Raw genomic sequence first — 23617 nt, forward strand, 5'->3', positions numbered from 1 at the left:
CAATATGTCAGATAAGGGCTTTTTAATAGATTATCAGAAACATATTGTAAAATAATGTCATAATTTTGAATTTATTATATTTTATTTTTAGATTAAACCACAATGACCCCTTTTCGACATAAATACTTATTCTATATATGTAACTTTTTTCCTCTTTATTATTAAAATTGCCCCCTATAAAGGAGGCAATTTTCTTCTACTACTTGCCAAATTAAAATAAACCTCATCTATTTCAAAACCTGTTATTTTACGGCCAAGCTTTTTGGCTGCTTCTACTGTTGGGCCAGATCCTAAAAAGAAATCCGCTACCGTTTCCCCTTCCTCGCTACTGTTCAGAATGATGCCTTCCATAAGCTTAGCCGGCTTCTCGGTGGGATGAATGGTCTTTTGACCTGCGATTCGTGGTATCGGCCAGATGTCAGTAGCACGACGATTCGAAACACGACGGGCCTTGATCTTCCCCTTTACAGCAAATATGATAAATTCGTGCTGATAACGATATTGCCAGCCCATTCCCATGTGTACTTTGTTCCAGACCACACAATTTTTTATGACAAACCCGACGCGCTGCATCCACAAATACAAGAGTGGGTACATGCGCCAATCAATAAATACATAGATGTGTCTGCCGGTTTTCAAAACCCTATACGCTTCTCGGAGCCACTGGATAGTGAATCGCTGATAATCTCTTGGACTTAACCGATCGTTCGCGATGATACTAAATCTAGGCTTTTTTGTCTTGCTAAAATTTGTCCCGCCAAAGCCTAGATTATAGGGTGGATCGGCAATGAGAGGTCGATAGATTCGTCTTGTAGGTGTTGTTTGGCTCCAGCTATACAATCCATGTTGTAGATCATCGTACCAGCTCCCATGATGTGATAGTTTATGTGCGTAGTAGGGAAAAGAAAAATGCCAACCGATTGGATGGCATCTGATCTAATTTGTTTTTGGTTTTAAATTATTTGTGAAAGCCGCGATGACAGCAACTATAGCAGAAGCACCGTTTGCGATGTCATTAATTTGGTCGTCAGAACTACGCAAAAAATAAACTCCGCTCTTCCACTTATGGTAATCATGAAATTGCTGTAAATAGTCGTATTAAACCTGTTCTTGGGGCAATTGATTTAGACAAGCTAACTCCTATTAATGTGACTAAATATCTATCTGAGCTTCAAAAAGAAAATCTCTCTGCTGACTATATAAAATATCTTCACTCTGTACTCAAAAAGGCATTGAATCAAGCAGTCAAATGGCAACTGATTTCCAAAAATATTATGGACAACGTTGATCCACCTCGATTAGAACAAAAAGAAATTATTACATGGAGTCCCGAACAAGCAAATGAATTCTTAGCCTTTGCTATGAAAGATAAATACTACGTTGCTTTCGTTTTAGCAATATATACAGGAATGAGACGCGGGGAAATTCTCGGTCTTAGGTGGAAAGATGTTGATTTTGAAAAGGCAAAAATTAGTATACAACAAACCTTATATCGCCCTGCTAATCAAGGAATTATTTTTCAAGAGCCTAAGACTAAAAGTGCAAAAAGAAGAATCTCTATACCTGACTTTGTAATTCAAGAGTTAAAGGCTCATAAAGCGAGACAAAATAAAAACAAATTGCAGTATGGCGAAGGATATCAAGATTTTGATCTGATTGTTTCATACGATGATGGGAGACCACAAGACCCTAGAAATTTACTTAGACACTATGAACGTTTGATCAAAGGTTGTTGTTTGCCATCTATACGGTTTCACGATTTGCGCCACACACACGCAACCATGCTATTACAACTGGGGGAGCACCCAAAAGTTGTATCTGAACGATTAGGCCATAGTCGAGTCGGAATTACAATGGATGTCTATAGCCATGTCATGCCAGACATGCAAAAAGATGCTGCTGACAACTTCGAAAAAATGATGAAACAAAAGCGACCGAAGACACTTTAGTTAAATAAAGGTTGTCAAAATGTTGTCAAGCGACAGTTGAGAGGGATCATGTTGTCAGGGTGGGAATAGATAAAATAAGAAAAACCCCTGATTTCTCAAGGGTTTTAACGTTTATTTTATGGTGATCCGGACTGGGTTCGAACCAGCGACCCCCACCCTGTCAAGATGGTGCTCTCCCAGCTGAGCTACCGGATCACATTTTTTTCTGGGTACAAAATATGTATATGGTGGGCCCTGTAGGACTCGAACCTACGACCAATCGGTTATGAGCCGACCGCTCTGACCAACTGAGCTAAGGGCCCCTTATGCTTAAACGTTATGTATAACATATGTAAGCATTTGTCATTGACAAAAATAAGTATAACGCATTTTTACTTAAGTTTCAATAGTTAAATAAAAATTTTTCTGCTTTTTTCTGTGAAATATTTACCTACAATACGACATAATTGTTGCATAACCAAATTGTGAGATTCTAACATAGAATAATAGAGTGCAGAACCTCCCAATTAAATGGATATTTTAAAAATTAAGGAAACTAGTAATTCAATTATTATGAACCTCTGTGCTATATTGGAAAATCATCACAAAAATGCATAATCCCATTCTAATTCATCTTTTCTCCTTTATCATAATCTGAAATAACCCCTTCAAAATAGACATACCAATAATTTACTAGCTAAAAAATCAGTTGAATATAGTAAGAGGTTACTTCAGACACAGTTGATTTAGTCACATACTTCTTCCAAGTGAATAAAGGACATGATTATAATAAAATTACTGATCCATTAACATTAACTGAAAAATTAGTGTGAGTCGCATAATTTATAAAATATGTTCCCGGCTCAAGATAGAATTCTCTTGCAAATGTACCTATTCCATTCACTGAAAAGCTCTTTACGTTCTTTTCGTCCCCTCCTACTTTAACTAACCAATACGATGCTTGTAAAGACCCTTGGCCTCCATTACTAGGTGTTTGCGAGACTTGAAGCTTCACTTTTTGAGTAAATTTGATTGTAAATTTTGCATAGTTTATTATACATTTGATCTTGGACTTGCTTCAGTTTAATGTCATCACTAAAAAAAGCACCTCAGTGTCACAAACCTTAATTGATCTATTCCATTTTGATATTGTATTGAATGTCTTGAACGAAGATAACCGACTACTTATTGGGCTGCACTGGACTCAAATAAATACCCACCTAACGGAACTCTCCTTCCGCTAAGTGGGCATTTTCTAACATTAGTATATCTTTTTCTACTCGCCTCTTACTCCTTGACCTTAAACTTTTCCACAGCACGCTGCATTCCCTCTGCCATCTGAGTCAAAGCAGTTGCGGACGATGTAATCTCTTCCATAGAAGCAAGTTGTTCCTCAGATGCCGCAGTGACACCCTGCGAAGATGCTGCCATGCCCTGCGCAATTTGAGCGATTTCGTGCATCGAAGCAGAGACCTCTTCTGCACTTGCCGACATTTGTTCAGTGATGGCAGATACGTCATGAATTTGCTCGACAATATGTTGTGTAGATGCTTGAATATTAGTAAAAGCTTCTCTGGCTTCTGACGTGACGATAATACCCTTTTTGACATCTTCATAAACTTTACTTTTCATGACCTCTGAAGCATTCTGGGTCAAGCTCGTTACTCGGATGATAATTTCTTGGATACGATCCGCCGTTTGTTTTGATTGATCTGCTAGCTTTCTTACCTCATTAGCAACAACAGCAAAGCCTCTTCCCTGCTCTCCTGCTCGCGCTGCTTCAATCGCCGCATTTAATGATAGGAGATTCGTCTGTTCCGCGATGCCAATGATGGCTGTACTCATTTCTGATATTTGTCCACTATACTTTTGCAATTGTTCCATGATGCCAGCCGATTCTTCTACAGATTGACGAATCGCTTCCATTTGTTCGGTCACCAGTACCACTTTCTGATTACCATTTTGTACGTCCTCTGTGGTTTTGGCTGACGAATCTACAATGCCATTAGCTGACTCAGCAATTTTATAAATCCCAGTTGACATTTCTTCCATTGTGCGGGCACTCTCAGATGTAGCAATCGCTTGTGTTTTTGATCCGTTCGCTGATTCCTCTACCAGCTCTGTGACGTATTCTACCGCTTTAGCATTTTGCATTGTACTAGCTGTCATTTGTTGACTGGATGCAGCTAATTGATTGGACGTTTCCATCACCTCTGTGACGATGCCCTTAAGTGAGTCTACCATTTCATTATAGTTGGTGGCTAACTGACCAATTTCATCCTCCAGGTTGATATTCACTTTTTCATCTAAATAGCCCTCACTTACCCGCTTTGCAGAGGCTGCCAGTAGTGCTAACGGTTTTGTAATTTTACTAGTCCAAATAAACACCAAGATAGAAGCTGCTACAAGAAAGACTACTAAAATGAACCCTGTTTGGTTCAGAATTGGGGCAGAAGCTTTCACGTATTCCTCACTGGGAAGCACACCAACGATCTTCCAACCCGTTAAAGAATTTGTCTCAAATAATGCTTTTCGTTTCTCTCCGTTCTCAGAAGAATCATAGCTGACCCATCCCTTATCAATCGATTGCATGGTGTCATAGTGCTCACCTTCTACCTGTTTTCCTATGGGATGTATGGGATGCGACATGAGTTTGTTGGTACGATCTAACAAATACGCATATCCTTCTGAACCAAATTTTACACCTTTGACTAGCTCGTGAATTGTATTAAGGCTTAAACTAATACTTAACGCACCTTGTCCGTCTGGAAGCGCTTTTCCGATATTCAATATATAATGATTCGTCGTCATTGAAACGACTGGATCATTTATTGCGATTGTGCTTGGGTCTTGTATGACTTGTTTATACCAATCTCGCGTGCGTGGATCGTACTCTTGTTTTCCAGGATCGGGCGCCTTCATCCAAGCACCATTTTGATTCCCGACTGTTACAATTTCAATTTCGGGATGTTGCTTCGCAAAGTCCTCCATTATTTTTCGGAGTTCAGGGCTTTGTTCGTCGATTTGACGAGAGGTAATTTGTTCAACCAGTGTATTGAGATTAGCAATCTCCAATTGGATAATCTGGTCAATCGCTTGATTCAATAAGCTAACGCTAGAATCAGCTGCTCCTTCTAATTTTTGTTCTAACTGCCACTTGGAAATGTAAAAAGAGGAATAACCAATTAGAACTCCTTGTAAAAGTAACACAGCAATGATGAGAAACATCAGCTTACTCCGTAATGTCTTTCGATTAAATATTCTGCTTCTTATGTCTAGCCATTTCATAAGCTTGTGCCTCCCTTGATAGTAGATCAGCCTAAAAAGTACAGCTGACTAGGACTTTATATCTATTATTTACATCGGTTTTTTTCTATCGTTTATGTAACTATTTATGAAAGTTAAAAAAAAAAACATTATTGTGAATGTAAGTATCTGTAATGAAAATGAACCCGAAATATATCAACGATCGCTTATATACATACGCAAAAGAACCGCCTCACCCGCAGACAAATCTACAGACAAGACGGCTCCATCTTTTAGATTTTTTACCTGAAGAAATGAAATGACAGCATCTATCTACGAGTTACAGATGTGATTATGTCCAATTCTGCCTGTAACTTATGTATTTGTCCTTTTATGAATTAGCCGAGAACACTCGTGATTTTAATCATGAGTGTTCTCGGCTTCGGACAAAGCATGTCTTCTGACACGTTAATTGTCCGACTACTTCTTTGAATAACTAACAAGAACAGGTATACTAATCTTGTACAGATTGCTCATTGAAAACGGAATGTATGGGGTTGCCATAAGGAATGCTTTGTGGCGTAAAACATTCAAGCACCTTCGTTGGATGTGATAGCGCAGGAATCTCGTGGCTTTAGCCATGAGAGGTTCAAAGAAGCCTTTAACCTTAGCGTTGCATTCCAGGGTAAGCCCAAATACCGCTTGTTCTCAACAAATCACGGTAGATAACTAACTGCTCATCCATTGTTACTTTATGGGCTTCATCTAGGGATTTGTAATCTAGGTATACCATATTCGTGAATATTCGATCGTTCTTTTTACCCATTTGCTTCGCATAATGATCACTTGCTTCTTTAAACACGCTTAGTCCGCGACGCATATGACTCGCACTAGATACCAGTGTCATATCCTTCAAGCCTTCACGCTCCATGATTCCAATGGAGAAAAGAGCGTTTTCAACTGTATCAGTCGCTTTGTTATCCAATAGGATACGGTTTTTATCAATGCCTTGTTCCATTAACCATTTGCTCATTGCGTCTGCTTCGGTAATGCCTTCTTTCGGTACTCCACCGCTCACGATGATTTTAGAGTTTGGGTATTGCTTTGCCAGAGCAAGTCCTGCTTTTAGGCGTTCGATTAATGGTTCACGCATGCTCCCGTCGTCTGCTAGAGCATAACCCAGAATGACGATCGCATGGTCTTTTTGTGGCAAGCCTTTTGGTACGTCTTTGTTAAATGTAGTCTGCATGTATGCTTCTGCTGAGGCAAGCTTGGCTAGATACTCGTTTGCCTTTGTCTCGTCTAGTTTCTTTATTTTAGCCATTTGAGCGTCATATGTTTTTGGATCTCCATTTACCTTGGAGTAAACCCCGTATAACAAATTGGCATTAAAGTTATTAGGATCAAGATTCAAGATTTGCTTATAAGTTTGCAAGGCTTCCGGAAGCTTCTTTTGAATAATCTGAGTAGAAGCAAGCGAGAATTTCAGGTCGTTGTCAAAAGGATCAAGCATAGTCGCTTCTAGATAAGCGTTTTCAACTACATCGTATTTACCTTTTAGCGTAATGCCTTTGAAAATCTCCGCTTCCGCTTTTTTCAGATCACCGCCGTGCCAGTAGTAGTACATCGCCGTTTCTTTTAACTGGTTAATGCGGTAAGTAGTAGGCTCATCGTTTTTCACGGAAGTAGTACTTGGGTTAGCAAATACACTAGATGTTGTTACCAAGGATGCTGCTAGGATTACACTAGCTAGTATTTTTTTGTTGAGTTTCACCATGAAAATTCCTCCTTATGAACAGCTCTCAATGTTGGTAGGATAATCAGAAATAAGTCTTTGTACCGCTCCTCTGCGCAAAAGGTAACGGCTTTGTAAGTTAAAAAAGCATGAACCAAAAAGGTAAAAGAAAAGTTTCTTCCTCGCACCTTTTGGCTCATGCCTAGTCGAACTAGTTACACGCCGTGTGACTGATTTCGTTCTTGTATAACGAATAATAACACACAATGTAAACGTATACAATAAAAATTAACTTTTTATAATAATACATTCACAAATGTATTATTACTCTATTTTATTATCATATATCAAAATATATTACAAAATATACCTATAGATCGGTCTCCGTATCCTCATCCACTACCGCAAAGTTATACCAAACAGACCGTGAAAACTCTTCTCCACGCTCGTTAATTCCGGTGATTTCCAAGCAAATGTTGTAAACACCTGGTTCCTTAGGGGCTTTAAAAGTTCCCGTAATCTCATCATCTTTTTGCTTTATTTTCAAATAGTCATCCGCCACCAAAAGTTGTCGATTCTTTGTTTCGATTATGCTCACATTAGCAATTCCCTGTTTCTTAACAGTGGCTTCAGGTAGTTCAATCCGTAGCTCTCCTTGTTCACCAGGTTCATAGATTTTTTTGTCACTTACCACTTCCATTGGTTGTTCACTTTCTACTTGAGCGAACATGAAGTAGGCATCTTTTTTGCCTGAAGCGACAAGTTTCCACTTCCCTTTTTCTGGCTCATCGATCTCGAACCCATTATGAATAGCACTTGCAAACAGATGTTCGGATCTAGTGGAATCACTTTCTTCTTCGTTCTCTTCGTTGCTACGCTGTTTACCCGACTTGCTGATCTCTAGTTTTTCTGGAGTATACTCCTTGCCAGATGGGCTAATTAGCTTTACTTTTGTCTTTTCATTCGCTGTCATAACATCTACTATAATTTGACTAACTCCGCTTTCTAGCATGAAAGTATCCTGCGTTTTTCCGCTGATTTCCCCACCTCTTAAAATAGTATTGCTCACGGTTGAGGTTGGAGTACTTTCTTCTTCATCCATTTGATATTCTCTCTCTGTTTCCGCCGCTAGTTCTTGTTTTACTCCCTTCGAGCTTTTACTTATATTGGCCTCCACCTCTGCCCACACGTGTTTAGCATCGGTCATACTGGAATGGGAAATATCTTTAGTAAATGTTTTGATTCCATAGGGTAGGCCAAATGCGGATGTGACAGTAACCGCTCCATCGTCTTCTCCTGGTAAAACAGCATGGGCAAACCAATACGCTGTAAACATACCATCATCACCAGTGCCTGCCGCCATATAGGTTTTGGTTTTGTTTACATCGCTTCGATTATCCGTTTGGTTGCGGAAATTGGCCATATATGACGTTTGCAAGGAGTACACCGCGTCGTCTTTTTTACCTAGAATATCTGCAAGCCAAGAGAACCAAGAAGAGTAGGCAATGTCTGCCAGCTCCGACCCCTTATTAGGAGTAGCAAGCTGGTGAACAGTATGGACGTAAGGGGCTGCTCCATAATGTAGAAGGGCTGCTTGTGTATCAATACCGCCTTTCGAGTGAGCTACGATTGCAATTTGTTTTACTTTGTAATTATCTGCTACTTTTTTAATTACTTCAGCCAGCTTCTGTCCATTTGTATGCATGTTGCCACCCTCACCATCAGCATCTCTTAATTGAACAAAAGCAGTCCGATAACCAGAGTTGTATGCTGCTTCGTATAGCCCTCCGTCCCGATACCACGTTTTATAATTCGAGTGAAGACCTTGAACGAATAAAATGACAGGCTTGTCCTGCGAAGCGTTAGGTGGAACAGCCCCTGTGTACCAGTCACCAAAAGCACCATTGGGATTGTCATCGTGTAGGGTAGGCGCAGGTGCAGCGGCTAACGCTTTGGTGGAAAACATTGTTGCAGGTAATAGAAAGCTAGAAGTTAGAGAAATACAAATTAGAGCATGATACAGCTTAGGGATGCGCATTGATTTTCACTCCTTATTCATAATAATACTTTAATTTACATATTCTCCCTTCTTTATTAAAATGTCAATAATTTTTCGAATATTTAATTTTAAATTAATGTTATTCATTTTTCCTATTCACCTGATTCGTAGTATCCTCTTCTAAAAACTAGTTTTCTTCCCCAATCTTTACGCACTAAAGTCTTCGTTTTCCTAATGTAAGAAAAAATATTATTTACACCGATTTACGAAAAAAACATCCCACTCCACCTTTGACGGTAAAACAGGATGTTTCTACTTATTTTGCTTTCTGAAGGTCCTCTGCCATTTTTAACAGGTCTTGCTTTGTAATATCTTTCGAGAAAGTCCACACGTTGTAACCTAAACTAGTTCCATTTTTAATCCAACTAATTCGTTTATGCATATCTCCATCTGGCATTTTCATGGTTGTATAGGCTGCTTCATTATCTCCTACCATTACTTTTTCAGCATTATCGTGGTTGCCACCTTCTTGTAAAATTCTAAGAAAAAGTGGGAGAATCAAAGCAGTAGCTGCATTCAAAATGATACCGAGATAAGATTTGCAACTGGAGCAAAGAATCCAATTCCTTTTTACTAAGTTATATGTAAATAGATATCAAGCTTGCTTTACCATCACATATAAAAAGCACCCCTGCCAACAAAACTGGCTTGGGTGCTTTCAACTTTCAGCATTCCGTGATTCCACGATTTCAAGATTTCGTACGCTCACATTTGTTCAACATAAAATGGTGCGTAATGCCTTATCCTGCCTGATCAGAGGCCTTATTAGCTTGCTGACCTGCCATTTCAATGTTAATTCGTAATTGATCTGATTCTGCTTCCTCTCCCGCTGCTTTTGTCTCTTCTTCATCGCGTAGTCGATGCGCCATTCGACTGGAAGCATTAGCGGCTATGCTACACACCATGTCGTCCAAAAACGTATTTACTTTACCTTCTGTTTTATTATCAAGCTGTTTAATGATGCCAATTTTTTGTTTATCTAGATGTCCAAATGTTGTTACAGCAATGCTACCATAGCCAAAAACGGAACCTAGTGCTAATGTTTCATCACAGCCAAAAAGACCCTCGTCACTTGCGATTATGGATTGCAAAGGTTCAGAAAGCAAACCTTTTTCAGCCAATTTATCCAGTTCGATGCCCACTAAAATGGCGTGTTGAATTTCACGTTTTTCTAAAACGGCCTGAACACTTTCAATACACGGTCCCATGGCCAGAGTAGGATAATAGGGCGATTGCATCGCGTGCACGATTTCCGCAATAGCCTCAATCGATACTCCTCGTTCTGTCAAGCTGGCTAAAGCTGCATCTCTAACTTGTTTACTGTGTACCCTCTTGATTTTCATAAAGCCAACCTCCTTACACAAATGAGTGGCAAAATAATGAATACATATTATATAGTATCATATTCTGCTTAGGTTGCGACTCTCTATGCTGGTAGATCAAGCCATCTTACTTGCTTTCTTTACCAGATTTACAATGCGTGGTTATCTTTTTTCGGATGTAACACGTGATCAGAAAAGTTTGAGCCCATTTCCTTTTTGCCGTCCCCCTCCTACATACAGTAAAATACGATTATCTAGCAAAGGAGGTTATCCCATGTCTTCCCCTCAGACACCAAAAGGTAGCTTGTCAGAAGTGACTCTCTCTAGTCAACATCTGGGCACTACGGAAACACTGCTTATTTATACACCCCCTTTTTATTCACCGCTGTATTCTTATCCAGTATTATACGCTCAGGACGGACGAGATTACTTGAGCTTGGGACGCCTGCCAGGTATGCTCGACAGTATGCTGGACAAAAGGGAAATCCAGAATCTCATCGTAGTATTTATTCCCGTTGAACTGGAGAAACGACGTTCGCGTTATCACCCAGATGGCGAGGAATTTGATGCCTATATTCGATTTATGGCTGAAGAAATAGTACCCTATATGGATAAACATTACGCAACCGAGCCATTAAGCGGTGGACGAACCCTGATTGGTGACTCCCTCGGTGGTACGGTTTCCTTGGCAACTGCTATCCGTTATCCCCATACATTTGGTAATGTGGCCTCTCAATCTGGAGCTCTGTATGATTCCTTTTATACATTGGCAGAAAATAGCCATTCCCTTGAGCAATTATCTCTTTATCTGGAGATTGGAACAAAAGAAACGGCTGTCTCTACAAGCCGTGGTATTATCGATCTGTTTACCCCGCACCAACGCTTTGTAGAATTGTTACAACGAAAAAAGGCCACCTTTCACTTAGAACTAAGCGAAGGCGACCATACATGGGAACATTGGCAAGCCCATTTGCCACAGATTATTCGTTATTTTTACTCATAACAGATAGAATATAGATAACCTCAAAATGATAGCTTTATTCTCCCGCGGAAGGGTCTGTCGGATCGCGTAGTTGCGAACGAGCAGCTCCATTGGTTACAACCGTTTTATCGCTTTTAAGAATAGCCCAAATCATAGTAAAAAGAAGCACTAGTAGCATCATAATTCCTAAAAAAGCGTAGGTCATCATCACAGCACTTTTCATATAGTACACCTCCTTTTCCAGTAGTTTTTCCTGAAAAAGGTAGGTATATACAAGACAACTGCAACATTATACACCGAAAGAATTTTCTGTTAAAATAGAAAAAAGCTTTTAAAGGGTATTTTATGTGAGGAGGATGGTTTTCCATGAAGTATAGTATCGTACTTTTCCCATCAAAAGAAGTGCAAGAAGTCGCCAACTCATACCGTAAACGGTACGACCCTGCCTATGCCTTGGTCCAGCCATATATCCGGTTAAAAGAGGCATTTGAAGCGGAAGATACACAGATTGCCACCTTGTCGACTCAATTGGAAGACATCGTGCGATCAACTCCATCTTTTTCTATTAATTTCCATCGAGCTTCTACGTTCCATCCTACAACAAACGTTATTTTTCTTTCTTTCCAGAACAAAGAAGCTGTTGAAGACTTACATGCTAAAATTTTGAAATACTTTGGGGATCATCAAGAGGAGTATGTCTTTGTGCCTCATCTGACCATAGGACGTAATCTAAGTGAGTCAGAATTAAAGGATATTGTTGATCAGTTAGCCATGATGAAATTTGATCTTCCTTCCGAAATAACAGAGTTGCATCTAATTAAAGAAGAAGCTAATGGTAAGTGGTCAATTGTAAAAAGCTTTCCTTTGGCCTAACCGTTTTCGACATGCTATGATAAAAACAGGCCATGCTCGTCATGGCCTGTTTGTTTTATGAACACAACGTAACAGACCTTACATCCTATGAGAAAACAGTTGCCTTTGTAACTATTGGAGGGAAGTCAGATGTATAGCATTCGCCAAGTAAGCACGGAAAAAGAATTACAAGATGCCTTGTATGTTCGACGGGTTGTTTTTATAGAAGAACAACAGGTACCAGAAGATCTTGAAATCGATGAGCACGATCAGCTCTCTACTCCAACAACTCACTTTGTTGCCTATCACGATAACGAACCCGTAGCAGCTGGACGTCTTCGGCCTTTTGAAGAAGGGGTTGGGAAAATTGAACGAGTTGCTGTGAAACAAGAGACGCGCGGGACAGGCCTTGGCCGTGATTTGATGATGCATATGGAAGACATCGCTGTCCAGCAAGGATACTCTACACTAAAACTCTCGGCTCAGGTACATGCTCAACCGTTTTATGAGAAATTGGGGTATGTGGGCTTTGGTGAGATTTTCGATGATGCCGGTATTGATCATATCATGATGAAAAAACAGTTACATGAATAGTAACTTGATCATAGTAAAAACACGCAAGAGAAGCTCTCTTGCGTGTTTTTCATTTATGACATTTTATTTGCATGCAAATCCAGCTTACTTTTTTTGTCGTAATGCCGCTAGCTTCCGCATCTTTTCAACAGCCTCACCAGACGTGCCATGAGTACCTAGTGGTGCATGGAATGTCTTATTTTCGCGATATCCATGGAAATCGGAACCACCTGTAATAATCAAGCCGTACTCTTCTGCTAATTGACGGTAAATCGCCTTATCTTCCTCTTGGTTATCTGGATGATTAATTTCGATGCCATCCAGTCCGTAGACAATCAATTCTTCCACCAATTCATTGTTATGATATAAGCCTGGGTGAGCAATGACTGCCACGCCACCTACTTTTTTGATCATGTTGATAGCTACTAACGGCTCGATCCGCTCTACATTTACATAAGCGGCGCCACCTTCTCCTAAATACCTCTGAAAAGCATCATCAATAGATGTAGCAAGCCCCTTTATCACCAATTCTTCTGCGATGTGTGGACGACCGATGTTTTTATCATCCGAGGTTTTGCGACGGTACACATCTTCTACCGTGATATCTAGTCCTATCTCTTGCAGACGTGCTATTAATTTCAAATTACGTAGATGACGAACATCACGTAACCCTGCTAATGCTTCATGGAAAGTCGAATCATCAAACGGAATATAATAACCCAGGATATGAATGTCTTTTCCCTCGTGAGCTGTACTAATCTCAACACCAGGTATCACTTCTACGCCTAACTCGATCCCTTTTTGAATCGCTTCTGCTACCCCGGCAATTGTATCGTGGTCGGTAATAGCAACAGCGCTGAGACCTGCATCCTTAGCGAGCTGCACGTTCTCTGCTGGTGTCGTTGTTCCGTCTGATGCCAACGTATGGGTATGTAAATCACATGAAATCTCCATAAGTAATCACCTCGATTTTAAAAAACTTAAATTGACTCTGCGATGGCAGTCTTATGCGAAAAAAAGCCCGTGTTGTAAGCGAGCCTACGTTACCACTTTTAAAGATAAAAATTCCGAAACGATCCTTATCCAAGAAAAAGCAGTCTGAAAAAATGAGCGCTTACATATAACTGAATTTATAAACAGAAAAGGAAAGCAAGGAGGGAGTCTTTGTGCAACTTGAATGCGATGCTTTAGTAGGTATGGTTCAGCCTCTGTGGTATGTAGATAAAACGCTTTTGGATCAAGGTTTCCGTAGGAGCAATAGCCAAGATTCACCCACCTATAACGCCATGATCTACGATTCATCAACAGGCATGACCTATCATTTACGAATTCCCACCCGCCTTACAGTCATCAACGAATTTGTCGAAGAGGAAACGATAAAAATCGGCTCCCCTTATTTAAAACTAAAGATGGCCTCACGAACGTCCCGAGAAGGTCTATTGATTCCCCGGGCAATAAAGGTGGCAGCGGAACATAAGCTGGCGGAAATAGCCGATTATTTAGGAAAGCCCCATCAAGAAGCCGCTCAATAAAGCATTAACCAGCTCTCTCATCATAACATAAACGCTTTTCACTCTACATAGGCGAGGTGATTTTGTGCACATTACACATCTATCTTTTCAAAAATAAATATGTTCTTATCCATTTTTTACAAACAGCAATCGATTTCTCTCTAGGCAATAACTAATTCTTCCTTGCTTATGAAGTCCCATCACCTATCCCATAAAGGCAGTACGAAATAAGACATAACTTGTCATATTCTGGATAGTAATGCCTCGTTTTTCACAGATCCATGTTAAGCCTTCTTCTAATGTAGCTGGTTGCACGCTAAACCCTTCCTCAATTTCCCCTAAAATCTGTTGATGATATTCTTCATTATAAGTTAGCGTTGAAAAAACATCCGTCTCAAGCACTTCATTTCCAGGTAGATATCCTTGATAGCTGGTTTGTTACAAGCGTTGAACACTCCTTATGGTTTCATCTGCAGCAAAACAGATACCATCCACAACAAGACCAAGTTGATTCCAGCTATGTCCCGGCAATCAGATAAGATCGGCTCACCATCCTCTGGCAATATTTCATCTACACGTGAGGATTCTGCTAACAAAAATTTATTACACAACTCAGGTAGTGGAGTTGATCCCATACCAAGATAAATAGGTTCTAACATTGGGTTTCGAATAATGGCTTCTTCCAGAGCTGGAGCATACACTATTGCATGTGGATATTGCTGAAGTAAATAATGATTACCACCAAAGTGATCCGCATGTGAATGTGTCTTTATAATGGCATACAAGGGCTGAGACAATTCGTCCAACCCTTTCTTTGTTTTTTTTGCTGTTTGTGTATCCAACCCGGAGTCAATCAACACCGCTCCTTTTTCTGTTAACACGATGCCAATATTGACACTCCCGGGAAAATAACCCACTCTTTCTTATGACATTCCTTTATTTCATGGAAAGTGTGTTAGAGCCGCCTAAATAAACAACCACTCCTGTCAGAGAGTCAGGCTACGTTAATGAATACATGCATGATTTCCAGAAAAAAGGAGCCACAGCGATGCATGTAGCTTTTTCTTGCCAAGATTAGAGATATCTGGTTTTGACTATCCAATTCCCCTGCTGGTATACTTATGTGTAAACATTTTATAAAAACTGCCTATGCCTTGGCATGGAAACATGTCATCTTTTGTCCAAACGTTCATAATCTACAACATCATATATAAATTCAACGAAAGATGGAGGTGAGTTCTCCCCTTCTACAAGCTAGAGGTGGAGAAACTATTTGGACAGTATACCGATAGATCCGTCGAACCTACTGTTTATCGCAGGTCAAGTACTTGTAGCTATTCTGTTGGTTCTTCTAAACGGATTTTTCGTTGCAGCCGAGTTTTCCTTGGTAAAAGTGCGTCAAACGCGCTTAACCCAATTGGTTAACGAAGGTAGCAAAAGCGCCGTTTATGCGCAAAAGGTAACACAGCAACTAGACGCTTATTTATCCGCCTGCCAGTTGGGTATTACACTCGCATCTTTGGCACTAGGTTGGGTCGGGGAACCAGTGATTGGGAATTTAATTGTCAAACCAATTCTTGGTAACTGGATTGCGTCTGAGGCACTTTTACACACCATTTCCATCGCGATTGCATTCGGTATCATTACCTTTTTGCATATCGTACTTGGAGAATTGGCGCCAAAATCGGTCGCTATTCAAAAAGCGGAATCAACTTCCCTATGGGTGGCAGCTCCGCTTATGTTCTTCTACAAAATCAGTTTCCCAATCATTTGGGTACTGAATGGTGCAGCTACCTTCTTATTGCGCCGTTTGGGCGTTCAACCTGTCTCTGAAAGTGAGACGGCCCATACAGAAGAAGAAATTCGTTTGTTAGTAAATGAAAGTCACAAAAGCGGTCATATTGATGTTGAAGAGATGGAGCTTGTCGATAATGTCTTTGATTTCTCCGAACGTCTTGCTCGCGAAATCATGATTCCGCGAATTGACATGATCTGCTTATATGACGACAACACCTTTGAAGAAAACCTGCAAATGATTCGTGATCAGCGCCATACGCGTTTTCCTGTCGCTCATAACGACAAGGACAGAATCATTGGTTTTGTGCATACTTCAGACTTCTACCTAGCGGCTCTCACAGAAGGCAAAGCCAATCTGCATGACTTTTTGCGCCCTATCTTGACGGTACCGGAATCCATGGAAGTAAGCCATGTTCTGCGCCTGATGCAAAAACGCCGTTCACAGATTGCCATTGTTATTGATGAATATGGTGGTACTGCCGGATTCATTACCATGGAAGATATCCTGGAAGAGATCGTTGGCGAAATTCAGGATGAGTTCGATGCGTTTGAGCGTCCTGAGATTGAGACCAAAGCTGAAAATGTCTTATCCGTCTCTGGTAAAACTCTGCTTAACGATTTGAATGATATTTTACCGATTGAGTTGGTTTCCGATGATGTGGATACGATTGCTGGTTGGGTATATAGCCAACTAAGTGAAGAAGTGACAGCTGGGAAGTCTGTTCTCTATAAAAACTTTAAGTTTACGATTACAGAATTTGATAATCATCGCATTAACCGAATTGCCATTGAACAGCTTGAAGTAGAGTCAGCGCAAAAAGATGCGTCTGGCAACATCCTATTGCAAGCCTAATGACTGGAATGTCCCTCTATCATTGAGGGACATTTCCGTTTGTATAGGAGTGAATATATCTTGAATATAGCCAAGCACAATGATGAATTGCTCATGTTACGTAAAGACAACTATGCAAAGATTCCCACTTGGCGCATGTATGCGAATCAAAGGGAACTCTCTTGCCCCGTATGTGGGCAGCCTGTTCATATAGTTGCTGGCGTAAGCCGCGAACCATTTTTTACTCATTTACATACTGCTCCCTGTTCCCTTGACGAACTGGACAGCTTTTTACAGCAAACATTGGTAACAACCGAGCTAGCAGCTACCTCTAGCAATAGTACGGTCATGGCGAAACAGTCTGGATCAACACCAAGCATGGAATCTGTAACAACAACTACCACCCATGACCAGTCCAATGATGTCATGGTCGGTGGGTTCCGGTTGCCGAAAGGACGTAGTATTTCACCCCTATCAACGACCGTTACACAAGCACCTGCACCCACTAAAAGTTTTCGAACTTTGATCGCACCAAAACAACGCACTCAGGTGTTGGAGGAGCGCTATCATACAACGTTACATCCTGCACAAGAAGAAGCTGTCATTTGTACAAAGGGACCCTTATTGATTCTCGCAGGTGCTGGAAGTGGTAAAACCCGTGTTATGACAGCCCGTACTGCCCATTTGATTACAGAGATGAACATTGACCCACGCTCCATCATGGTTGTTACCTTTACTACCAAAGCAGCTGGTGAAATTAAGCATCGTTTAAAGCAGTCTTTGCCTTCTCATCAAGCATCTGCCCTGATTGCAGGTACCTTCCATAGCTTGTTTTATCGTATGTTACTATTTCATCAGCCTGAACGCTGGGATCAACAGCGCTTATTAAAACAAGAATGGCAAAAACGTAAATTTTTACGTGAAACCGGTGCGATTGCACAGATGGAGAATCCAATTGTCAAAGAATCAGATTTTGAAGCAGTCATGAGCCTTATTAGCCGTTGGAAGAATGAATATATCACCCCTTCCGATGCACAGCTGCTATCTGTGGAAAGCTCTGAAGAAAAGCAGGCCCAGGAGCTATATCCACTGTATGAAAAGTTGAAAAAGCAACATAATTGGTTTGACTTTGACGATATGCTAATTGGCTGTTATGAAATGCTAAAGGATGATCCGCACATCTTGTCACTGTATCAGGGTCGCATTCGATACATTATGATTGATGAGTTCCAGGATATTAATCGTGTGCAGTACGAGACAGTAAAATTGCTGGCAGCTCCTGAGAACAATCTCTGTGTAATCGGCGACGATGATCAGTCCATTTATGGCTTTAGAGGAAGTAATCCACGCTACATTCTTGGATTTACGGCAGATTATCCTGGTGCAAAAACGATTTCTTTAGAAGTAAACTACCGTTCACGCTCTTCTATAGTGGGTCTAGGCTACTCCCTGATCGGCAACAATCGTACTCGTTGGAAAAAGGAGCTAAAATCATTTCATCAGGAAGAAGGCTCCTGCTATCTATTCCAACCAGCGGATGAAGAGGAACAAGCATCCCGCATCGTGGATGAAATTAAACTACGAATACAGGATGGCGCAGAGCCACACCAATTTGCGCTGTTGTTTCGCACGTACGAGTCGACTCGCCCCCTGTTAGAACGTATGAGCGAGGCAGATATTCCCTTCTCCTTTACACGAGAGGACGAGCCATTTTATAGCAAGCAAGTTGTTCGCTGGGCACTGGGCTACCTGCGATTAGTAGTGGATCAAGAAAATGAGTCAGCTCTACGGGAAATATTGCCTACACTCTATCTATCGCCAACAGTTTGGAACGATATTCGAAGCCAGTCTATTTTAAATAATTGTTCGCAATTAACCGTGCTTCCAGAATTAGCCCATCTGAAAACCTTTCAACGTGCACAAATACGTAAAGTAACGGATACGCTAACTAGCTTTTATAACGCGTCCCCCGCTCACGCTCTTGAAACAATTTATGAGGATCTCAAGTTGCGTGATTACGTAAAAAAACGTGATAAAGATCGACCGGAAAGAGATCAAGAACGCTCCACGGACGAGTTGCGCCAATTATTGGTTTCGGCTAAACGCCATGCCAGTGTTCAGGATTTTATAACCTATATAGATGAGATGGTAAAAAAAGAAGCGGAGTGGCGTAAGCAACCGCAAAACGGCAATAATGCGGTGCAAATGTTAAGTATTCATCGAGCAAAGGGTTTAGAATTTGATACTGTTTTTTTGGTTGATGTAGTGGAAGGTGCGATCCCCCATGATTTTGCCATGGATCAGGCACGCCAAGGGAATAAGGACGCTATCGAGGAAGAGCGCCGCCTCATGTACGTAGCGGTTACGCGAGCGAGACATGATTTATTTATTGGTGTACCTACAGAGAGATTCGGCCGTAAAACACGTATGTCCCGCTTTGTGTCGGAGATGGGTCGAGGGAAAAAAGAACCGGAATAGTTCTCTATAAAACGAGAGTGAATATAAATGTAAGAAAGTAAACGTAATAAAGCAGGTCTTGGCTATAGCGAAGTGTACCAGTTTAATCGCCATAGTTCAAAACCTGCTTTTTGTCTAATAAACTATCCTTCTATACATTAGGGGATGATTTTCTAGTATTCTACTTAACGACCCATGATATTGTAGCCAGCGTCAACGTGTAACACTTCACCAGTAATACCGCGAGACATATAACTCATCAAGAATAGAGCTGTGTCGCCTACTTCTGTTTGATCAATCGTGCGACGTAAAGGAGCTTTTTCCTCAATCTCTTTAATGATAGCATTAAAGCCGCTAATCCCTTTTGCAGCTAATGTACGGATTGGACCAGCAGAGATCGCATTGACGCGGATGTTATCTTTGCCAAGATCACTTGCCAAATAACGTACACTCATGTCTAGGGCTGCTTTCGCTACTCCCATCACGTTGTAATTGGAGACAACACGCTCGCCGCCAAGATAAGTCAACGTGACAATGCTACCACCCTCTGTCATTAGTGGACGAGCTTCACGAGCTACCGCTATCAGAGAATACGCACTAATGTCATGTGCTAATGCAAAACCGTCACGCGAGGTATCAGCGAATTCGCCATTTAGATCTTCCCCTTTAGCGAATGCAATGCAGTGTGCGATACCATGTAGAACGCCCACTTTTTCTTTTATGGAACCAAATAAAGCTGCTACCTCTTCATCCTTCGTAACATCGCAGTTGTACAAAATTTGCTCTGGCTGATCCAGTGTTGCTGCCAATTCTTCTACATTCTTTTTCAATCGCTCCCCTTGATACGTGAAAATCAGGTTCGCTCCCGCTTTCGACAAGGATTGCGCAATTCCCCACGCGATGCTGCGATGATTCGCCACACCCATAACCAAAATATTTTTACCTTGCAATAATTGCATATGTATAAACCCCTTTCTTTCCCAGCATACTCCAAACATTATAACTTATATTAGCTTGTTCTACGAGTTATCGCTAGTAGTCTGGTTAGTCATTTAGTGAGTATGCGTATGAAAAAAGAGTGAAAAAACCATGTACAACAGCATGGATACACAAAAATAGAGACTTAATCTAGGAAAATTTCGATTTTGAATCAAGGGGACCAAATGACTAGCTGCTACATATAAAAACACCCCTGCTGACAATGCGAGTCCTGCACTCGTCCATTCTTCAGAAATCCATTGTCCGGCCATACGTAACGTCACAGCCCCAAGAATTGTAGCTCCACAAAGACCAAGACCTCCCAGTAGTGCCATTCCTCGGTTACCCGTTGCTGCTAGCAAAAGGGAAGATACCGTAATTCCATCCGGCAATCGGTGTAAGATGAGCGCAATCAACAAAGGAAGAGCGAGTCCTGCATCCGTGTCCAATCCTGCAGCAATCGAAAATCCTTCAAAAAAGGCATGCATGAAAAAACCAAGACTTACTCCAATCATGTTATTCGTATAGGGTTTTCCCTGATCATGTCGAATGCTTTCTACTAAAAATAGCAGCATAAAGCCTACCAATACCAGTGGCAGAAATTGATGACCCCCGCCTATCATTGCGTGGGGTAGAAGATCAAGGACGGTTAAAGCCAGTAAAATACCGCCACCTAAGCTGATCATCACGAATAAAGCATGTTCGGACCACGTTTTGCGGAAACAAATCGTCATACTGCCGAGCAAACTAGCAGCACAAACCAGTAACAACAGAATTGATATTGAAGGATGCCACATTATTTTATGCCCTGCCTTCCCCGCCCCCATCGGACAAACTGTTGATCTGATTCATTTTACGCGTGCACCTGGAGAGTTATGTCCTTAAGTTTGTGCCAAAGCTAGACATCCATCCCTATACTTGTCCAAATTCGCCGAAAGATCACTAGTTTTTAGAACCTTTGTCGATTGGCTTTTTCCGGGAAAAATAGGTGCTATAATACCTGTAGAAAATGAAATCGAAATCTGTCCGGTGCATATTCATCCTTTGTCCTGTTGTATAAACTGGTCACAATTGACTAAAATCTGCTTTTGAGGAATTTCGATTGGGGAGTGATCACAATGAAACAAATTATGCATGCTTGGATGGCTTCTAAAGAAGTAGCAGAAAAATTAGATTTACATGTTCGTACCCTGCGTAACTGGCTAGAGTTATTTGTTCCTACAAGCCAACGCCAAAAAAATCCACAAGGACATTATCTAATTAGCACAGATGGATTCACTTTGTTGCAAGAGGCAAAAAAACGCAAAGATTCCGGGAACAGTTCCCTAAAAGAGATTCAACGGGAGATGCTCGAAGAAGGTATCCTACCTGTAGATATCTTAGATAATGAAGTCGCTGCCAACGAGGAAACACAGGTTACTGAATGGACAGCATCACCTAGTCAGCCCCTCACTAACGCGATTCGAGAAGTGGAAATGACCGTGCAAGATACACTTCTTCAATTCCAAAAAGAAATAAGTCAGCTAGCCACTTTGCCACAGTTGCAGGCTTCTATATTAGAAAAAATCGTTGAAATTGAAGACAAGCAAGAAGCGCTTCGTCTGGAAATGCGCCGTGTGACGTTTGAAATGGATCTGATGCATCAACGTTTGACGCGTCGCAAGCAACGCTCCAATCGTTATGAGAGCAGATGGTCACTCAATCCTTTTCGCTGGTTCACTCGCAGTAACAACCATGGTGTAATCTCAGAGTAAGGATAATCTTCTTCGTCCCTCCGGCATGTGCCGGTATTTTTTTTGTCTATGCTCCGCTCTTTCTCTATTTTATAATGATAAAAGATTGTTACTTTTGCAAAAAATTTTCAAAGTTATAGATTGTAGGAGGTACACTACCATGCATGTGCAAATAAAGAATCCTTCCCTCCAAAATCTTGTCCTACGCGATCTTCAATCAGAGGATATTCCACTCATATGGCACTATAACTTCGAGGCTGATGACCAGGAGTTCCATAATTGGAATGGGCCTTATCAACCAGTTATCTATGTCCCATTGGAGGAATATACAAGACGATATCAGGAAGACTTACTTCTAGTAAACACTACAATTCCCCGTAGTCATCTGGTGATTGAAATCAATGGCGAGCTAAAAGGAACCCTAGGCCGTTACTGGGTAGACAGAGCTACTAATTGGTGCGAAATAGGCATTGTGATTTATGATTCGTCCTATTGGTCAGGCGGTTACGGAACCATCGCTTTTCAGTCATGGATTGATTATTTGTTTACCGAAATGGATGTGGTTCGTTTAGGAATCTCTACATGGTCAGGCAATGAACGAATGATGGGTCTCGCACAAAAATGTGGTATGCAAGAGGAAGGGCGAATACGACAAGCAAGAATTGTCCGTGGTGCTTACTACGATTCCATCAAAATGGGAATCTTACGGAGTGAATGGCAGGCAAAAAAATTCTAGACTCTCCTTCTCATCTCAAGGTAATGTAAAAGCCACGGAGCATTATTGCTCACGTGGCTACTTTTTTACGATCCTATATTCATTTCATGATGGGGTTTCGTCTCTTGCATAATCCGGCGAGCTTCCGCCTTTTTAGCCATCCGATTACGTTGCCAGTAACCAGCGCCAATTACTCCCACAATTACAACGCCTTTCAATAGATAGCTTATCCACGGATTGGCGTCAAAGAAAGGTTGTAGATGAGCCTCATGCGTAATCATTTTAGCCGCTGCTAAAGCCAATATTCCTGCGCCTACATAAGGAATCCATGCATAGCGATCCATCGCCTTTAGAATTAGCGTGCTCCCCCACACCATAATCGGGATACTAATCAACAAACCAAGAATAATTAGCACCATGTTACCATGAGCAGTACCAGCAACCGCTACAACGTTATCAATTCCCATCGTTACGTCAGCGATCACAATGGTTCGAATCGCTGCCATTAACGAGTCACCTGCTTTAATCTCTTTTTCATTCCCATCTTCCACTAACAGATTATAAGAAATCCAAACGAGCAACAGACCCCCTACAACAAACAAGAATGGAATTTTTAACAAGTATGCTGCTGCAATAGTTGCAATTACACGTACAATTACGGCCAAGCCTGTTCCCCACATAATCGCTTTTTTCTTTTGCTCCAACGGCAGGTTTCGGCTCGCCATGGCAATGACCACTGCATTGTCTCCCCCAAGCAAAATGTCAATGGCAATGATCATTAGTAACTGAATAATAAATTCTGTCTCAAACATAATATCTTCCCCCCTGCCCTCCCGTGGGTCATCTCACCTTTGAACGACTTTCCTTGATCCCCCTGCTGATTCTTCATACAAATCT

Annotated in this window: 18 protein-coding genes, 2 tRNA genes and 2 pseudogenes; 9 read left to right on the forward strand and 13 right to left on the reverse strand. The window is 41.1% G+C overall.

Going from position 1 to position 23617, the window contains the following annotated elements; genetic code table 11:
• Positions 1 to 174: 174 nt before the first annotated feature.
• Positions 175 to 857 (reverse strand): annotated as a pseudogene (locus tag EEL30_26395) (site-specific DNA-methyltransferase).
• A gap of 222 nt (positions 858 to 1079) precedes the next feature.
• On the opposite strand from EEL30_26395, the gene EEL30_26400 reads away from it, so the two are divergent.
• Entirely contained in the window at positions 1080 to 1949 is an 870-nt protein-coding gene (locus EEL30_26400) for a site-specific integrase (protein ID QDX95484.1), read from the forward strand.
• A gap of 119 nt (positions 1950 to 2068) precedes the next feature.
• On the opposite strand, the gene EEL30_26405 is transcribed toward EEL30_26400, so the two are convergent.
• The 7 genes from EEL30_26405 to EEL30_26435 all read right to left on the reverse strand — a co-directional run bounded on the left by EEL30_26405 (position 2069) and on the right by EEL30_26435 (position 10311).
• A tRNA-Val gene (locus EEL30_26405) sits at positions 2069 to 2144 on the reverse strand.
• A 30-nt stretch (positions 2145 to 2174) separates the two neighbouring features.
• Positions 2175 to 2251: transfer RNA gene (locus EEL30_26410), tRNA-Met, on the reverse strand.
• Positions 2252 to 3215: 964 nt separating this feature from the next.
• Entirely contained in the window at positions 3216 to 5216 is a 2001-nt protein-coding gene (locus tag EEL30_26415; protein QDX95485.1) for a methyl-accepting chemotaxis protein, read from the reverse strand.
• Between the two features lie 625 nt (positions 5217 to 5841).
• A complete protein-coding gene (locus EEL30_26420) occupies positions 5842 to 6951 on the reverse strand; it encodes a YdcF family protein (protein ID QDX95486.1) in 1110 nt (369 codons plus the stop codon).
• Between the two features lie 328 nt (positions 6952 to 7279).
• Positions 7280 to 8947 carry an alpha/beta hydrolase gene (locus EEL30_26425; protein ID QDX95487.1) on the reverse strand — a complete coding sequence of 556 codons (1668 nt, stop codon included), beginning with the start codon at positions 8945 to 8947 and terminating at the stop codon, positions 7280 to 7282.
• 277 nt (positions 8948 to 9224) lie between these two features.
• Entirely contained in the window at positions 9225 to 9404 is a 180-nt protein-coding gene (locus EEL30_26430; GenBank protein QDX95488.1) for a hypothetical protein, read from the reverse strand.
• 304 nt (positions 9405 to 9708) lie between these two features.
• Complete coding sequence (locus EEL30_26435) at positions 9709 to 10311, reverse strand: phosphatidylglycerophosphatase A (protein ID QDX95489.1); 603 nt, start codon at positions 10309 to 10311, stop codon at positions 9709 to 9711.
• 253 nt (positions 10312 to 10564) lie between these two features.
• On the opposite strand from EEL30_26435, the gene EEL30_26440 reads away from it, so the two are divergent.
• The 3 genes from EEL30_26440 (at position 10565) to EEL30_26450 (ending at position 12718) form a co-directional block, all read left to right on the forward strand.
• Entirely contained in the window at positions 10565 to 11293 is a 729-nt protein-coding gene (locus tag EEL30_26440; GenBank protein QDX95490.1) for an esterase family protein, read from the forward strand.
• A 345-nt stretch (positions 11294 to 11638) separates the two neighbouring features.
• The gene (locus EEL30_26445; GenBank protein QDX95491.1) at positions 11639 to 12145 is read left to right on the forward strand and encodes a hypothetical protein; all 507 of its coding nucleotides are present in this window, start codon (positions 11639 to 11641) and stop codon (positions 12143 to 12145) included.
• Between the two features lie 129 nt (positions 12146 to 12274).
• Complete coding sequence (locus EEL30_26450) at positions 12275 to 12718, forward strand: GNAT family N-acetyltransferase (GenBank protein QDX95492.1); 444 nt, start codon at positions 12275 to 12277, stop codon at positions 12716 to 12718.
• Between the two features lie 84 nt (positions 12719 to 12802).
• Here the strand turns inward: EEL30_26450 and EEL30_26455 are convergent, their stop codons facing one another.
• Entirely contained in the window at positions 12803 to 13651 is an 849-nt protein-coding gene (locus tag EEL30_26455; protein QDX95493.1) for a PHP domain-containing protein, read from the reverse strand.
• Between the two features lie 212 nt (positions 13652 to 13863).
• Between EEL30_26455 and EEL30_26460 the strand changes: the two genes are divergently transcribed.
• Entirely contained in the window at positions 13864 to 14229 is a 366-nt protein-coding gene (locus EEL30_26460) for a hypothetical protein (GenBank protein QDX95494.1), read from the forward strand.
• Positions 14230 to 14334: 105 nt separating this feature from the next.
• Here the strand turns inward: EEL30_26460 and EEL30_26465 are convergent.
• Positions 14335 to 15125: pseudogene (locus tag EEL30_26465) on the reverse strand (MBL fold metallo-hydrolase).
• A gap of 356 nt (positions 15126 to 15481) precedes the next feature.
• Here EEL30_26465 and EEL30_26470 point away from each other — a divergent pair.
• Together EEL30_26470 and EEL30_26475 are read left to right on the forward strand one after the other, a co-directional pair.
• The gene (locus EEL30_26470; GenBank protein QDX95495.1) at positions 15482 to 16858 is read left to right on the forward strand and encodes an HlyC/CorC family transporter; all 1377 of its coding nucleotides are present in this window, start codon (positions 15482 to 15484) and stop codon (positions 16856 to 16858) included.
• Positions 16859 to 16918: 60 nt separating this feature from the next.
• Positions 16919 to 19315, forward strand: a complete 2397-nt coding sequence (locus EEL30_26475) for an ATP-dependent helicase (GenBank protein QDX95496.1) — start codon at positions 16919 to 16921, stop codon at positions 19313 to 19315.
• 164 nt (positions 19316 to 19479) lie between these two features.
• Here the strand turns inward: EEL30_26475 and fabI are convergent, their stop codons facing one another.
• Together fabI and EEL30_26485 are read right to left on the reverse strand one after the other, a co-directional pair.
• A complete protein-coding gene (fabI, locus tag EEL30_26480) occupies positions 19480 to 20253 on the reverse strand; it encodes an enoyl-[acyl-carrier-protein] reductase FabI (GenBank protein ID QDX95497.1) in 774 nt (257 codons plus the stop codon).
• Positions 20254 to 20346: 93 nt separating this feature from the next.
• Positions 20347 to 21069, reverse strand: a complete 723-nt coding sequence (locus EEL30_26485) for a hypothetical protein (protein QDX95498.1) — start codon at positions 21067 to 21069, stop codon at positions 20347 to 20349.
• A 321-nt stretch (positions 21070 to 21390) separates the two neighbouring features.
• On the opposite strand from EEL30_26485, the gene EEL30_26490 reads away from it, so the two are divergent.
• Together EEL30_26490 and EEL30_26495 are read left to right on the forward strand one after the other, a co-directional pair.
• Complete coding sequence (locus EEL30_26490) at positions 21391 to 22026, forward strand: hypothetical protein (protein QDX95499.1); 636 nt, start codon at positions 21391 to 21393, stop codon at positions 22024 to 22026.
• A gap of 139 nt (positions 22027 to 22165) precedes the next feature.
• A complete protein-coding gene (locus EEL30_26495; protein ID QDX95500.1) occupies positions 22166 to 22741 on the forward strand; it encodes an N-acetyltransferase in 576 nt (191 codons plus the stop codon).
• A 65-nt stretch (positions 22742 to 22806) separates the two neighbouring features.
• On the opposite strand, the gene EEL30_26500 is transcribed toward EEL30_26495, so the two are convergent.
• Positions 22807 to 23532: a TerC family protein gene (locus EEL30_26500; GenBank protein QDX95501.1), complete on the reverse strand. Its 726-nt coding sequence runs from the start codon at positions 23530 to 23532 to the stop codon at positions 22807 to 22809.
• Positions 23533 to 23617: the final 85 nt, after the last annotated feature.

It is taken from the genome of Brevibacillus laterosporus (assembly GCA_007833815.1).
GTDB classification, from domain to species: Bacteria; Bacillota; Bacilli; order Brevibacillales; family Brevibacillaceae; genus Brevibacillus_B; species Brevibacillus_B laterosporus_D.